Source organism: bacterium, from assembly GCA_035530055.1.
In the GTDB taxonomy this organism is placed as follows: domain Bacteria; phylum UBA6262; class WVXT01; order WVXT01; family WVXT01; genus WVXT01.
Genome location: DATKVN010000039.1, coordinates 12,224 through 27,683, shown reverse-complemented (window position 1 = coordinate 27,683; position 15,460 = coordinate 12,224). Strand labels below are relative to the sequence as shown.

Genomic DNA, 15,460 nt, shown 5'->3' with positions numbered 1-15,460 from the left:
TTCTACATTGCCTTTTCTATAAGCAGAACTGGCGAACTTATACTCAGTGACGGCATCCATCTCCATCATCTTTGCTCCTGCTATTGACAGAGGAATGAAAAGGAGTATCGTAATGATTATTGAAATTTTTCTCATATTTTTGAACATTTTACTTCTCCTCCTGTCTACCGAAAATCCTCGTCTCCTTCAGAAAGAGGGAAAACCTTGCTTTCGCAAGGACTCCACCTTCTTTGGAGTCCTCCCGAAAGGGAGGGAAGGAGTGATGGTCTTCACTCACCACCCTCAGTGAGTTCTTCTCCGCTTACTCTCATTTCTATCGGCGTCTCTTCTTGAGGGAATGATTGGAGCTTTATCTCTCCTTTATCAACCCACTGTCTATCGTTCTTATACACCACGGTAAATTCGTAGATATAGTCTCCCCTCTGTACCGGCCTGCCCATCTCATCACAAACATCCCACCTGATAATTTCCGGTGGACGGGTCTCCCCGGAGAAACTCTTCACTACTTCTTCATTTTCACCTTTTATCTCCAGAGTCCATCTCTTTACAGTAATTGAAGGAATATAAGCAGAAAATTCGAGTTCATTGGTTAAAGCGTCAAGCCCATAGGTATTTTCCGTCTTCAAAATGGGATGCGCACTTGCCTTATAGATATTTCCCCAGCTAAAGGTAAGGGCAAATTTGTGAAGACTTCCCAGGTCATGAGAACTAAAGGCATAATCCACAGTGAAAAATTTTATCTTCAGTCCCAGTCCACAGGTAAAGGTTTGCAGGTGATTACATCCTAACCTCAAATCTACCCTTTTCAAAGAAGGCGAGGTAGGCTTATCCCAGGGAGAAAACTCTACTCCTGTACAGAAGTATGCCTTCTCACGAACGAGCTTATTGATATCTGCAGTCAGGGTGAGGCGGTTAGAGAATGCCTTCAATGCCAGACCGGCCTTCAAATTCATCTCATACACGTCGGGGTCATATCTCAGAGTCACCTTTGGCTGCAAGACATTTTGCAGGGATAACCCGACGTTCAGTTCGTCTAAGGGCTGATAAAGTATCCCCAAATCTATTCCCTGGCCATTCCCTGAATACCTCATTACTCGCTGATGAATCAGTTTCAAACTCGCTCCCAAAGAGAGACGTTCATAAATCTTATTTGCGTAAGAAATAATTATAGCGTTCTTGTATATCGACTGATTCGGGTCAACCACAATTCCACTATCATTGACTTCATCGTATCCTCCGGAATGGAGAAGAACATCGGAAATAGCTAAAGTCCCCATCCTTCGCAGGGGATGAACATAGGAGAGAAAGTTATAATTAGTCTTTTCAAAGAATGGAGCATACATAGAAAGAAACTGGTGTTCATCGACCTGTGTTAATGCTGCAGGATTCCAATAAGGTCCACTGGCCTCATCTGCCAGGGCTACATAGGCTCCTCCCATTGCTAAAGACCTCGCTCCTGCCCCATACTGCAGATAGTCGTTGGCCATTCCATAGTAATTACCTGCCCTGGCGAGTTGCCAGTGCATCGCCAAAATTAATACCAAAATAAGAAAACGCAGACTGAGGTCTGCTACTCCAAATATTCTAAAAACCCTCTTTTCCATTTTCTTCTCCCCCTATTTTGAACCACGCAACCTGAAGGTTGCGGCTACCTATTTGGCAACAGCTATCTTCCTTAACATATGCCTCTTTTCTTTCTCAATCCAGACCCGGCAGATATAGCCTCCATTTCCCACCACTTCTCCGGAGAGGTTCCTTCCATCCCAGGGAACCTGGTTCACTTTACTGCCACCCTCTGGGTCTCCTTCTGCATAACTCTTATGCCAGACCTCCTGGCCGAAGAGGTCGTAAATTGTAATGGTTACATTGGAAGGCTCCTTGATATTATATTCTATTAGAGTATTCTGTTTACCTGCGCGGAACGGATTAGGTCGATTGAGTACTCCATTTGCGCCAGCGCTAAAGAAAGAGACATAAATTGTCTTGCTCTGATTTATCTCTTCCTTATGTCCATAGTCATCTTCTCCATAATACTCAATAGTATGAGCCCCAGGAGAGAGGGCAAATGGTTCAACATACTTATCATACCTTTTCCAATCCCCTTTATTATCTCTACAATAGATATACTTCGCCTTAATATCAGATGTACACATAATACTTATAAGCGTACTACTTCTCAAATATAGTGCGCCGTTCATTTCATTATGCGCTCCTTCCAACTTCATTACTGTTTCCGGTGCACCGATGACTTCAATGTCAGCAGTGCGTCCCAATGCAGATGCAGGGGTATAAACTTTGGCATCAGAAGCTTCAATATAGATATCGTGAGCAAAGTTATAACTCTGAGTGACGGTTATTGTTCCTCCCTGTAAATAGAGATTTTTTATCTTCAATTCTCCTTCTGCTGGCTGCCCGCTAGGAGAAGCACAGGCAACCAATTTTATCTGTCTGGCATATTCATTGGGAGTGATCGGGTTTTCCGCTCCGGTATCAATTAATCTAACCGTAAGAGAAAATTCTTTACCGGCCTCCACCTTACCAGGAGCCTCCAAGTCATAGCGTAGCCCCACTGGCCTGATATCTATAACCTCAGTATATGCCGCAGGACGACCAAAACTATCAGTTACCTTGAACAGAATCTTTCCCACTGTATCATATCTTACCCAGATTTCTGCTGACCCGTTGTTCAACGCTGACGCCCCTCCCACCTTTGTCCATGTGCCTGGAGCATCTCCACCACTGATTGTGCAGGCAGTCAATATGAATGGGTTGTTCGCCCCGCTTTTGGGGAAACCCGTTCCAGGGTCAACAAGTTCAACAATCAATTTAAATGGGTCAATAGTTCTGGCACCAAGCACAGTGCTTGTAATCCGGTACTCAGCTACTTCCATGGGAACGGTAACAGATTGGGGTTCTAAACCAGTTGGGCTTTCAGCTTCTGCCTTGAGAGTGAAAGATGCACCCGCTTGATGGGGAGTAACGATGAAAGTTGCCAAGCCGTAAGTAAGCGATGATTCCACAGGCTGGGAACTGAAAGAGTTCTCAGAGGAGAAATAAACAGATCCTCCGCTGAATTCATCGACCAGATTCCAGTACTGGTCTACGGCCTGAACCGTGACCAGAAAATCGATTTCAGTTCCCTGAACCAGGATGTTGCTACCATCCTTACCGGTCTCAATGTAGGCCATCTCGCCCGGCCTCGGCTCTTCACCCGGGGCCAAAATCTGCAACTTCTTCAGTTCTCCTGGCAGAAACTGGAAAGGAAGGCTGGAATTATCCTCTGCTGCCGGCACGTAAATTTGCGCATCGGAAGCTTTTATAGAAATTGTTTCTGCTTTTGTATACCACTGGTTAGTAATCTTCCATGTACCTCTGGATAGCCCTACATTAGTAACATAAAGACGCCCTTCCCTTCCAGGCTCTGCGCCAGAAATGGGAACCAGATTGACTTCCCTGTCCCTGCTGGGTACTACTTTGCCGGTCCCGATGTCAATCAGGCTTACATCCATCTCAAACACTTCCCCTGCAGTAGCTTCACCAGGCACGTCTACTCTATACCTGAGTGCCGTCTCACGAACGTCTACGGCAGAGCTGAATACAGGTCCTCTACCAAAAGTATCGCTCACCGCTATAGAGATTACTTCCACTATATCGTAACTCTGGTCAAAAATGGCTTCTCCATTGGTTAATTTATAGTCTTTTACTCCCAGACCTTGCGGGTTTGTGGCAGGAGAGTGGTCTATCGCTAAACAGGGAGTCATCGTGAACCAGTTATTAGCGTCTGTTACTGTAACGCCACTCGTATCTACCAGTTTAACTTTCATGGAAAATACATTTGTAGATAAGGTGCCAGCCTTACAAGAAGTGGGCACTAGTACAACATAATTATAACCCCTATCCACATGAATCATTACTGTATCCTGGTTGACAAAGGGAGGAGGCTGAAGACTTATGGCAGTGACATCTATATCTTGATTGTTCCCATCAAGCCATATGGTAAAGTTTGCGACGCCTCCTACAAAGGACTTAGGTGTATATCTGGCATCCAGACCGGCGTCTATAGCAGAGATAAGGTCGATGCTCTCCCCATTTATAGCAGGTATCAAATTCCAGTATTGGTCAACCGCCCTAACTGTAAGGTCGAAACTCACCCCTGCTACCTGAGATTGAACGAGTCCTGTTTTTCCCAAATCGCTTCCCGGGTCTGGAGTCTCACCAGGAGCAATTATCTGTAATTTATCAAAAGCTCCTGGATTTACATCAATTGTACTACGATCATTAATGCCCGTTCCTAAGTCTGTAGCAATTAGAACCTGTCCAGTGGCTGCTGTTTTAAGAGTTGTCCAGAAAGTAGCCTCACCATTACTCAGTGTCCAGGGATTAACAGGGTCCACAATCAGGTAATGAATTGGATCCTCTATGGTAATCTCTACCAGGGGTTCAGGGTCTGGAGGATGAACCTTGTTCCAATACTGGTCAACAGTATAAACTATAGTTCCAATGGGAGGATTACCCACGGTGTAGGGAAATGGAGCACCACTCTTTCCCTGTGTTACTATATTACCCGGTTCGTAAGTTTGTCCGGGAAGGATAAGGATAAGCTTTGCGTAAGGTCCAGGATTTACAACGAATAGGTTACTTTCTCCTGATTTGCCCCCATAAGTACAGGTAAGTTTTGCAGTGCCTGGATATGTGGCCTTATAAATTATTACATTAATTATAGATTGTCCATTAATAAAGGTCGCAGTCGTGGGAATAAATGTATTTCCTCCAGTAGTTGATGATAAAGTGGCGGTTTGATTGAAGCTTAATACTGTATTATTGTATTGGTCTTGAGCAGTAATGGTGACATTGAAAATAGTATCGCCGGCAGTGCAATCTGCAATGTTACTGAATGCAAAGTGGTCCAGTGCACCATGGGTAACAGGGATGTTGACTTGAGTCGTCTTACCGCCACCGGTTACAGTTACCCATTGCGGAGAAGCAAGCGTAATTAGAGTGGCAGAGAAATCTTTTATCCTCGCTCCCATACTCACAGCACTTCCCTGGGGCAATCCTGCAAAAAGAACATCAGTGTGGGAATCTCCTGAGTTAAAGGTTACGGTGGCAGGAAATCCGCTATCTACAGGATTCCAGTAGGAATCTGTAGCAGCCACGGTTAAAGTGAAGGGAGTGCCAGCAACTCGTGTAGCAGGAGAACCGCTCTTTCCATCGGCATCAAATGTGCCGGGGTCGAGTTGCTCACCAGGAGCAACAAGTACTAATCTGTCGTAAGTTCCAGAATTAACAATAATGGCACTCGAGGTAGTGGTTCTACCGCCGCCACTGACTGTTATAGTCTGTGGTTCATCAGCGCGCGTCGCTGCATCATAGGAAGTTCTAAAAGTAACCTGGCACTGCCCGGTCCCATCAGCTGCCAAGTTAAATGGAAGCAATGGTGGCACTATATGTCCGGTAAGGGAAATTATATCACTTATCTCTATTGGAATTGCTTTTCTGTTCCAATAATCATCACAGGCGATGATAGTAACAGTGGTCGAACCTCCTGCATTGATTGAATTTGGAGTGCCAGCCTTGCCATCCCCCAGTCCCGGGGTATGGGTTTCTCCCTCCAGGAGCACCACCAATTGGTTAAAGTCTCCCGCAAGGACGAGAAACTCGTTACTCTCTACAAAATGGGTGCCATCGTCAATAATAATTTTGACCAATCCCATCTTTGTTACCTGAACCCAGGCGCTGCCTCTTCCATTGGTAAATTGTATAGTATCCGGGTTTGCATACTCAGCACCCATAGTGCAACTCAGTTGTGCTTCTTGATTGTAACTTGCCACGTTACCATCTGCGTCATAAGCCGTTAAGTCAATTTGAAATGGGTCTGTGGTCTTCTGTGGACTCGGTATGTTGCTGTCGAATGTAAAATAGAATATGTCGTTAGGTTCAACGGGGATATCCGTACTTACGCTCTCTTTAGCACCCTCGGTTATCCTTATCCATTGCGTTCCCAGGCCAACTGTGTGAAAGGTCACGGGGAAGGTTTCCGGGTTGGTAGTCATTGTTGGTGAAGCAGGAAGGTCTGCTGCCAGGTCACTGGAAGTGAAGGTTATGGGAACGCTGGCAAAGATAGGATTCCAGTATTCATCCGTCGTATAGACCTGGACATTAAAAGCCACACCTGCAGTCTGGGTATCCGGCATACCCTCCTTTCCCGAACCGATTAGCCGGCCTGGTCGGTGGTCCTCCCCGGGAACAAGTAACAGAATCTTGGCATAAGAATTCGGATTTACAGCAAAGTCAGCGCTCTCTCCTGCGGCATAGTAGCCACCATGCATAACCTTATTTTCGCACTTAATTTTAACTAAGCGGGAGACTGGATGGGAACCATAAATTGTAACTGGAATAATAGCCACGCCATTAGTGAATGAACTGCCGGCAATCGTAGAAGGAGTCATGTTTGGTTCATACGTATAACCTGGCGGTATTACAGCCCAAATATCTATGGTGTCATTAAACGTTTTCGCTATATTGTCATTAACATCTTTAGCGTATATTGTAATGTTAAAAGCAACCCCTGCTGTTTGGGAGCCAGGAGGAAGACTAATGTCAAAATGGTCGACAAAGTCGTGCACTTTGAAATCGAGAAATCCGTCAATAATACCAGCCCAGGAGGCGGGATTCTGTTGAGCCGTAATCCTCTTATCGTCCCCCACCGTATTCAAAATTACTTCAAAAATCCTATCACCCTCTCCATCCAATCGTATCTGATAAGGTGGGCTGGTCATTGAAACCCACTGCCCCAGATTATTCTTAATCTGGGCATTAGGCTCATTCGACTGCAGAATGATATCTGCAAATTGAGCGTAATTCCAACCGAGCGTAGCGGGAGTGATCTGGTCGCCAAATTCATTACAAGCGATTACCCTGATTTCAAAGGGAACTCCCTTGGTTACGTCGGCACTTCCCACAACGGGGTAGGTCTCAACCTTCAGTATCGAGTATTGGTCAGCATATAAAAAGGAAGGTATGATGGCTAATACCAGACAACTCAATAATAATAATTTTACATAAAGTTTTTTATTCATGTTATTATCCATTTCCCCAGTTACCTCCATTTCTTATCAACTTCTGTTTTAAGTATAATATAACAATGTTATGTTTAGGTTAAGGAAACGTTAAGTTTTTGTTAATTTTTTGTAAATGTCTTCCGGGCAAAAAAATTTACAAAATTTTTACAATTTTCTTACAAATTTGTAACATCGTTAGTATATAATAGTATCAAAAGCAAAAATAAAAATGGGGAAAGCCTTGCCTGTTGGGTTCAAAATTATAGAACAGGGGAGAAGTTCTGTTCAACAGGCGCTTCTCCCTTTTTATTTCGGGGCATCAGAAGGAGTAGCGAAACTTGTTTCGCGATTGATTGACGCAGAGCAAGCTCTGCTACTCCAGGGAAATCCTGGGGGCACAATTTCAAATGGTGAAAAAGAGGAATAAAATGTATAAATTTACCAGAATTGTTGCTTTAATTATCCTGTCACTAATGGTCTTTGTTTTTGGGGCCTGGGGCGCAAAAATTGTCCAATTGGAAGAGATAAGGGTCGAAGAGGTAGCTGGAAAGACAAGGGTAGTGGTGATTAATACCGGCCGGGTAAGCTACACTTGCTTCATTCTGGACTCGCCTCCCAGGCTAATAATAAATTTTGTTGATGACAATCTGTATAGCAGAGAGAGTGAAAGAATGGTAGTAAATAAGGGTGTGGTGGAAGAAATTCGTTGTGTGTATAAACAGAAAGGAGAAAAAGCTACTCCCCTCCTCGATTACCTTGTTCTGCAGCTCAACCAGTCCTCCTCGTTCCAGACAGAGAGAGAAAAGAACTCCATAGTTGTAGATTTAAAATCCGTCCTTTCAAACACTCGAGTTCGTAAAGTAGCAGCAAAATCTCCGAACTCAATAAAGGGAAAAGAAAAAAGGATAGGAGACCTCGAAGATTGCTTAAGAATAGCTATAGATAACTCCAAAACTCTTAAGATTGCCGAGGAGGAAGTCAGGCTTGCCGAACTAAAGGTGCGCGAGGCAACGAGGGGCCTCTTTCCTTCTGTGGCAGCCAAACTGGACAGGACCGACGGCAATATAAACTCATTGGAGACCAAAGGGGTCGATGCGGGATTTAGAGAGACAGAGTTTGGGTTACAAATCGGGCAGTCACTCTACCAGGGAGGGAAATTCAAGTCTACCCTTGATCAGGCAAAAGTGAAATTGGAGATGGCGGAAAAGAAACATGAGAAGACGGAGCAGGATTTGATTTTCGATGTGAAAAAGGCTTACTATAACCTGGTGAGTTCCCAGGCAAATGTTCATGAACAGGAGAAACTCCTGCGCCAGGCAGAGTCAATTTTGGAAGAGGTCAGAAAGAAACATAGCTTGAAATTGATAACCAAAGAGGAACTCCTGAATGTTCAATCTCAACATAATCAAGCCAATTACCAGAAGATTTCTGAAGAGAAAGACTACTCTTTGGCTCTGTTGACTCTTAAGCAGTTACTCAATCTGGACGAGCCCGTTTCTGTGGAAGTTGACACTGAGCTCGATTTTCAGGATTTGGGCATCTCTTTGGAGCAAAGTCTGGAGGTGGCAGGGGAACATAACCTGGACCTCGCCATAAGCAAACTTTCCATGAAATTCGCTGAGATGGGAAAGAAGATTGCCAGAAGCGACCAGAAGTTCAAAATTGACCTGAGTGGATTTTATGGCAGAGGTGGTGGCGCCTATAAAACGGAAGACCTCAAGATTTCTGACTCCTGGTATGCAGGGATTAAAGTTAGCAAAACTTTAGGGGGGAGCACGATAAGTTCCGGGTATACATCTGACCAGACCAATCCAAAATTGGGACAGACGTCGAGAACCGAGTCAAACACGGGTTCTGTTACCCTATCCCTCTTCGACAATTTAAAAAATCTTTCCGAAGAGAAAGAATCTGATATTGAGTACGAAAAGGCTGTCAACGAAGTCAAAAAGACAGAAAAGAAGATGGAATCGGAAGTAAAGGAATCCTATTTTAACTACGAAAAATCTCTAATCCAGATTGAAGCCACTTCTAAAGAGATAGAATTCCGCAATGAACAAGAGAGGATTGCCAGAGAGAAAGGTAAACGGAATCTCGCTCGCAATTCCGAAGTTTTGGGAGCAGAAATAAACCTGACCAGTGCTCGCACTTCATACAATGAAGCGCTCGCCTATTACCATATAGCTCTGGCCAGTTTAAATAAAGCGATAGGAATTGAAAAGTATAAGAGAGGTGAATGATGGTGTATAAATGGATTAGGAGAAACAAGCTCGTTTTCATAGTTCTGGTTCTGGCAGGAGCAGGAATTCTACTGGCAGTGACGTCCAGGTTTGGAAAGCCTCTGTTTACTACCAGCAAAGAGAGACTCCTCTCCTCAATAAAGCGTGGAAAAAAGACAAAAGAACTGCAGAAGAAAGCTGAGAAGGAGACTCAATTAAGGGAAGAAGAGGTTCCGGTCAACGTGTTTAGAGTAGCCAGGGGAACGTTCCAGGACACTCTCTCGGCAATGGGCACGGTAAAAGGTGGTTCTGAGATAGAGCTCAGATTCCAGGTCGCGGGGATGGTTAAATCCTTCGATTTTCGTGAAGGTGATAAGGTAAGCAAGGGAGAAGTCATAGCCCGCCTGGATCAGAATGATGCCCTGCTGAAATTGAAACAGGCGCAGATTGAATTGGAAGAGTACGAAAAGCTCTATTCCATTGGAGCCATCATAAAGTCGAAATTGGAACAGGCCAGGCTGGCTGCCAGGCTTGCTTCCTCAGAATTTGAGAAGACTTATCTCCGGGCTGTCAGGAATGGAATAATAGGCGATAAGAACGTTGAGGTGGGAGAGTTCGTTACTCCCAATGTGAAGGTAGCCACGCTGGTTAGCCTGGAGACCGTTGTTGTGGAACTGGGAATTATCGAGAAAGAGATAGACCGTGTTTTCTTAGGCCAGAAGGTCACGGTTAATGTAGACACCTATCCAGAAATAGACTTCACTGGCAGGGTAAGTAACATCTCACCTTTAATAGCAGGGAAGAGTAAGACATTGTCAGTGAAAGCTAACCTGGATAATCCTGGCGGGTTACTACTTCCGGGGATGTTCGCCCGTGTTAAAATCTCCGTATTTGAGAAAGAGAATGCTCTCCTCATTCCCAGCGATAGCTTAGACAGATCGACCGGAGAGTTCAGGGTGTTTGTGGTGGGAGATGACAATGTTGCTTATGCTCAACCAGTAGAGGTGGCCTATCTCTCTTCGGATTACGCTCAGATTGCTGGAGGCCTGGAAGAGGACGAACTGGTGGTTATGGAAAAGCCTGAGAGTTTAACCGATGGCAAAAGAGTAAGAATAATTGAAGTAAAAGAATATGGTGAGGCCGAAGAAGAAGTATCTATGATTGGTGAAGAAGGTGGCGAGTAAATGAAATTATCAAGGTTTTCTGTTAACAGACCCGTAACCATAACAATGATTTTTTTGGGGGTGGTACTTCTCGGTTTTATTTCCTGGAAGAGGCTACCACAGGAACTGTTTCCTCCCATAACATATCCTCAATTAACCGTGGTAACTCTCTATGGAAATGCAGCTCCTGAGGAGATGGAAAACCTAATCACTAAACCGCTTGAGGAAGCGATTGGAACAGTTAAAGACCTGAAGAAGATAAAATCGATTTCCCGGGAAGGCGTATCAATGGTTACTGCTGAATTCGACTGGGGAACGAATATGGGATTCGCCCATCTGGAGTTAAGGGAGAAAATAGACCCGGTAAAGGAACTATTACCCTTAGAATCAGAAGACCCCATCATACTGCCGGTCAATCCTTTCTCCCGGCCGATTATGATTTTGAGCGTAACTGGCCAGGAGACACCGCGGGAACTTCTAAAAATCGCCCGGCGAATTAAAGACAAAATCGAGAAAGTTACAGGAGTCGCCTCGGCAACAATAGGTGGCGGGAAAGAGAGGGAAATACTGGTTGAGGTTGACCAGGGAAGACTTCAAGCTTCTAGAGTATCCATTCTATCTCTTGTAGAGGCTTTAAAGAACTCAAATCTAAATTATCCCGCAGGGACAACCAAAGGTAAACTTTATGAGTATCTCATCAGAACTATGGGCGAATTCAAAACAGTATCTGAGATAAATGATACCGTAGTGGAAGTAGATACCATCAATTCATCAAAGCGACCTCAAAAGTTAAGCCGGGAAGAGGAAGAATCGAAGCCCTATGAAGAGAAACGGCTCATTCTCCTGTCAGATTTAGCCACGGTGAAAGATACACTCAAGGAGGATAAAAGTTACTCACGGCACAACGGGGGAGATAATATTTCTTTGGCTATCCAGAAACAAGCCGAAGCCAATACTATTCAAACTGTAAAAAGGATTCGCGCGAGTTTAGAAAATTTAAAGCTTTCCTTGCCCAGAGGAATCAATTTAGATGTCATATACGACGAGTCGATTTTCATCAAGAAATCTATTATGGGAGTCAGGAATGCTGCCCTCATTGGGGGTGCATTGGCTTTCTTTGTCCTTTACATCTTCTTAAGGAGTCTACGGGTTTCAGCAATTATCTGTACATCGATTCCCCTCTCCATTATGGCCGTGTTCAGTTTAATGTATTTCAAGGGAATCTCCATTAACATGATGTCTCTGGGAGGACTGGCTTTAGGAGTGGGAATGTTAGTAGATAACGCCATTGTTGTAATCGAGAACATATTCCGTCACCAGCAAACCGGACTCCATCAAAAAGAAGCTGCAGTTAAAGGAGCGGAAGAAGTAAGTGAAGCCATCACCTCCTCAACACTAACTACCATAGCAGTGTTCTTACCTATGCTGTTTGTTGTAGGAATAGCCGGTCAGTTGTTCAAGGATTTGCTCTTTGCTGTAACCTTCTCTCTGGTAGCATCTCTATTAGTGGCTTTAACCTTAGTCCCCCGCCTCGCCGCCAGTCGGAGAAAAGGGGACACCAAAAAAGGGGTCAACTCTCTTTTTCACAATTCTTCTTTCACTCCCCTAAAGAAGACTAGAATTATAAATATCTACTCTAAATTGCTTTCCACTTGTCTGGCTCACAAATCTCTTATAACAATAGTTGTCCTGGCTCTATTTGCTATTAGTTTTCTCTTCCTTTCCACCACTAGTAAAGAATTCATGCCCAAAATAGACCAGGGTGAATTTATTATAAAGGTGAACATGCCCACAGGCGCCCGGCTACAGGTTACCGATTCTGTAACCAGAAAGATAGAAGAATTACTGCGTAAGATTCCAGAAGTTAAAGATGTCACAGCCACTGTGGGCTCCTCTTCAGAAAATGTTCTGGAAGTCTTAGGTTCCCATCAGGCCCAGGTAGTAGTGAAACTGTACAGGGGAAAATTGCCAAAAACTACAAAAGATAGTTCAAAAGCCAAAACCCGCAAGGTCCGCTCCAGTACGCAGGTGCTTCAGAAACTGATATCTTCAAAATCAAAAACCCGGAAGGCCCGTTCCAGCGCCGAGGTAATCCAGGATTTGAAATCGATGCTCAGAAAAGAGAAGACGGTTGCCCCTGCTGAGATTGAATACATTCTGGAAGAGAGCGCCTTCAAGTCTACCTTAGAAACTGCTGCACCAGTAGTAATTGAAATAAAGGGACCGCGACTGAATGTGCTTAAGAAAATATCTGAGGAGGTAGCCCAAGAAATCGAATCTATCCCGGGAATCTACGGAGTGAGAAGCAGCCTGGCATTGCCTTCCCCGGAGACAAAAGTCCATATAGACAAGGATAGAGCTTCTGTTTATAACCTCTCTGTAACCGACATAGCCCGAACTGCCCTTATTGCTATCAGAGGATATGTGGCAACCAAATTTAAACAAGAAGGTCGGGAAATAGATGTCACAGTGAGACTTAGACCGGAAGACAGGGTAGATGTATCCAGGCTAAGAGCTCTGACAGTCCATTCAAACATCGACGTAGAGGTTCCCCTGGCAGAAGTTGCTACTCTCATTACGGGAAAAGGTCCAAGTGAAATAAAACGGCTCGACCAGCAAAGGACTGTCCTGGTTACAGCCAATATTTTCAAAAGAAGTCTGAACGATGTGATAAGGGACATTAAGGAGAAATTGACAAACTATCAAAATATTTCTGACTACTCGGTAATCTTGAGCGGAGAAACACAAAAGATGAGGGAGTCCTTCAAGAGTTTAAGATTTGCTCTGATTTTTGCTGTGATCCTCGTTTATATGATTATGGCTGCGCAGTTCGAATCACTCTGGCAACCTTTCATAATTATGTTCACACTTCCTCTGTCTTTAATTGGGGTGGGTTTAGCTCTACTTGTAACACATACTTCATTGAACGTTATAGTATTGATGGGAATTATCATGTTGGGCGGAATTGTGGTGAATAACGGCATCGTTCTAATCGACTATATCAACAGGATTAAAAAAGAAGGAATTGATACGCTAGAAGCAGTTATAAGAGCAAGCAAGACCAGGTTCAGGCCAATCTTAATGACCACGCTTACAACTGTTTTGGGACTGCTCCCGCTGGCCTTAGGTTTTGGGGAAGGAGCCGAGTTGAGAGCTCCTCTGGCAATCACAGTCATCGGAGGACTTTTAACAGCCACTTTCTTTACCTTATTAATTATACCCAATTTCTACTTAATCGGTGAAAAACTTTTTGAAAAAAGACATAATAAGGAGTAGCGAAACTTGTTTCGCAATTGATTGACGCAGAGCAATCTCTGCTACTCCTATTGCGCGCGAAAAAGGAGGAGGCTAAGAATGTGGAATAGAAAGGTGAAAATGTTCTGGATGAACCACTGGGTAAAGGTACTCATAATTTTTGGCGTTGTAACCCTGGTTTCTTTAGCCATAATAGGACTACTCTCATTAGAGTCGTACTATCTGCATATGACTCTCGCCCAGTTACCTCTCACTCTACTGATGGGCGCAATTCACGCTTTGATCTTTGCCTATGTTATTATCAGCATGCAAACAGGCACGCTCCTCAAGTTGAAGAAAACCCCTATCAAGAGCGAAAATGTGAATGTTACATTTGATGATGTAAAAGGTATAGACGAAGCGAAAAAAGAGGCGTTGGAAGTTGTGGAACTCATCAAGGACAGGACACGCATTAAAAAAATCGGAGGCAAAATAGTAAGGGGGCTGTTGATGATCGGTCCTCCGGGGTGCGGAAAGACTCTCTTGGCTAAGGCCATAGCTAAAGAGTCGGGTATACCCTTTCTCTCTATGGCAGCAAGTGAATTTGTGGAAATATTTGTGGGAATGGGAGCTTCCAGAGTACGCAAACTATTCAAAAAGGCCAGGCAACTCGCTTATGGCTATGGAGCCTGTATAATCTTTATTGATGAAATTGACGCTATTGGCCGGGGTAGAACGTACAGCTTCATGGGAGGAGGAGGAGAGACTAATACCACTCAAAATCAGCTCCTGGTGGAAATGGATGGTTTGAAAGAGAGGGAGGAAAATGTGATTACCATTGGAGCAACAAATGCTCCTGAAAGCATCTTAGATAAGGCATTACTTAGACCGGGCAGGTTCGACCGAAAGATATACATCGACAGGCCTGGCCTGGAAGGGAGGGAGGAACTCTTTCACCACTATTTAAGAAAAGTCAAACACGACCCTTCTATCGATATTTCTCGTTTAGCGAGAAACACAGTGTATAAGAGCGCAGCAGATATTGAGAACATAGTCAAGGAGGCAGCTTTAATAGCTACCCGGGAATCGAAGGAGAACGTGGAGTGGGAAGACCTGTCGCAAGCAATGGATAGAATCGATATGGGCATTAAACACAAGAGAAAACTGAGCGAAAGGGAGAGAAAAATGACAGCATACCACGAGACCGGGCACCTGATAGTCCTATACATTCTCCATCCCACAGATGATGTGTTTAAAGCTTCCATTGCTTCCCGGGGAGGAGCATTGGGAGCTGTGCTCCACCAGCCACGAGAGGAACTATTTACTACCAACAAGGAGCAGGCGCTGGCAAATATAAAGGTTTGCCTGGGCGGATATGTTGCTGAGAACTTAAAGTTCGGCACTACCACAACAGGAGTGGCTGACGACTTCAAGAAAGCAATGGCTCATGCCCACGCAATGGTCTGGAAATTTGGTATGGGAAGTAACGACTATTTAGGAGATTACTCTATCATTCCCGAGTCACAGATTTCCAATGAGCTTAAACAGAAGCTGAACCAGGAAACTCAGGAGATACTCCATAAATGTCACCAGGAAGTAGAGAATCTCCTGAAAAAAGAATGGACAATAATGGAGCGCTTCGTTTCCGAACTCCTGGAAAAAGAAGAGTTGGAATATGATGAAATTGAAGCCATCTTTGCTGAGTACGGAAAAAACAACCAGAAGGGAAAACAGGAAGCGACTGTAACAGTCCCGATGAATAGGGATTGTACAAAGCCATTGTAGG

Annotated in this window: 6 protein-coding genes; 4 read left to right on the top strand and 2 right to left on the bottom strand. The window is 44.3% G+C overall.

The genetic code is table 11. From position 1 onward, the window contains the following. Positions 1-269: 269 nt before the first annotated feature. On the bottom strand, positions 270-1,604 hold the full coding sequence (locus tag VMW39_03555; GenBank protein ID HUW23087.1) for a PorV/PorQ family protein: 1,335 nt from the start codon (positions 1,602-1,604) through the stop codon (positions 270-272). Positions 1,605-1,652: 48 nt separating this feature from the next. Continuing rightward, positions 1,653-7,091 (bottom strand): hypothetical protein, encoded by a 5,439-nt coding sequence (locus tag VMW39_03550; protein ID HUW23086.1) that lies wholly within the window; start codon positions 7,089-7,091, stop codon positions 1,653-1,655. Positions 7,092-7,489: 398 nt separating this feature from the next. Between VMW39_03550 and VMW39_03545 the strand changes: the two genes are divergently transcribed. The 4 genes from VMW39_03545 to VMW39_03530 all read left to right on the top strand — a co-directional run bounded on the left by VMW39_03545 (position 7,490) and on the right by VMW39_03530 (position 15,459). Further along, a complete protein-coding gene (locus tag VMW39_03545; protein ID HUW23085.1) occupies positions 7,490-9,298 on the top strand; it encodes a TolC family protein in 1,809 nt (602 codons plus the stop codon). Further along, entirely contained in the window at positions 9,295-10,461 is a 1,167-nt protein-coding gene (locus tag VMW39_03540) for an efflux RND transporter periplasmic adaptor subunit (protein HUW23084.1), read from the top strand. The genes VMW39_03545 and VMW39_03540 overlap by 4 nt, the downstream gene beginning before the upstream one ends. After that, positions 10,462-13,716 (top strand): efflux RND transporter permease subunit, encoded by a 3,255-nt coding sequence (locus tag VMW39_03535; GenBank protein ID HUW23083.1) that lies wholly within the window; start codon positions 10,462-10,464, stop codon positions 13,714-13,716. Positions 13,717-13,794: 78 nt separating this feature from the next. Next, positions 13,795-15,459 (top strand): AAA family ATPase, encoded by a 1,665-nt coding sequence (locus VMW39_03530; GenBank protein HUW23082.1) that lies wholly within the window; start codon positions 13,795-13,797, stop codon positions 15,457-15,459. Position 15,460 lies beyond the last annotated feature (1 nt).

What these genes read in the sequence shown, in the direction of transcription:
- VMW39_03555 (HUW23087.1), bottom strand. Translation starts at nt 1,604, where the DNA reads ATGGAAAAGAGGGTTTTTAGAATATTTGGAGTAGCAGACCTCAGTCTG.
- VMW39_03550 (HUW23086.1), bottom strand. Translation starts at nt 7,091, where the DNA reads ATGGATAATAACATGAATAAAAAACTTTATGTAAAATTATTATTATTG.
- VMW39_03545 (HUW23085.1), top strand. Translation starts at nt 7,490, where the DNA reads ATGTATAAATTTACCAGAATTGTTGCTTTAATTATCCTGTCACTAATG.
- VMW39_03540 (HUW23084.1), top strand. Translation starts at nt 9,295, where the DNA reads ATGATGGTGTATAAATGGATTAGGAGAAACAAGCTCGTTTTCATAGTT.
- VMW39_03535 (HUW23083.1), top strand. Translation starts at nt 10,462, where the DNA reads ATGAAATTATCAAGGTTTTCTGTTAACAGACCCGTAACCATAACAATG.
- VMW39_03530 (HUW23082.1), top strand. Translation starts at nt 13,795, where the DNA reads ATGTGGAATAGAAAGGTGAAAATGTTCTGGATGAACCACTGGGTAAAG.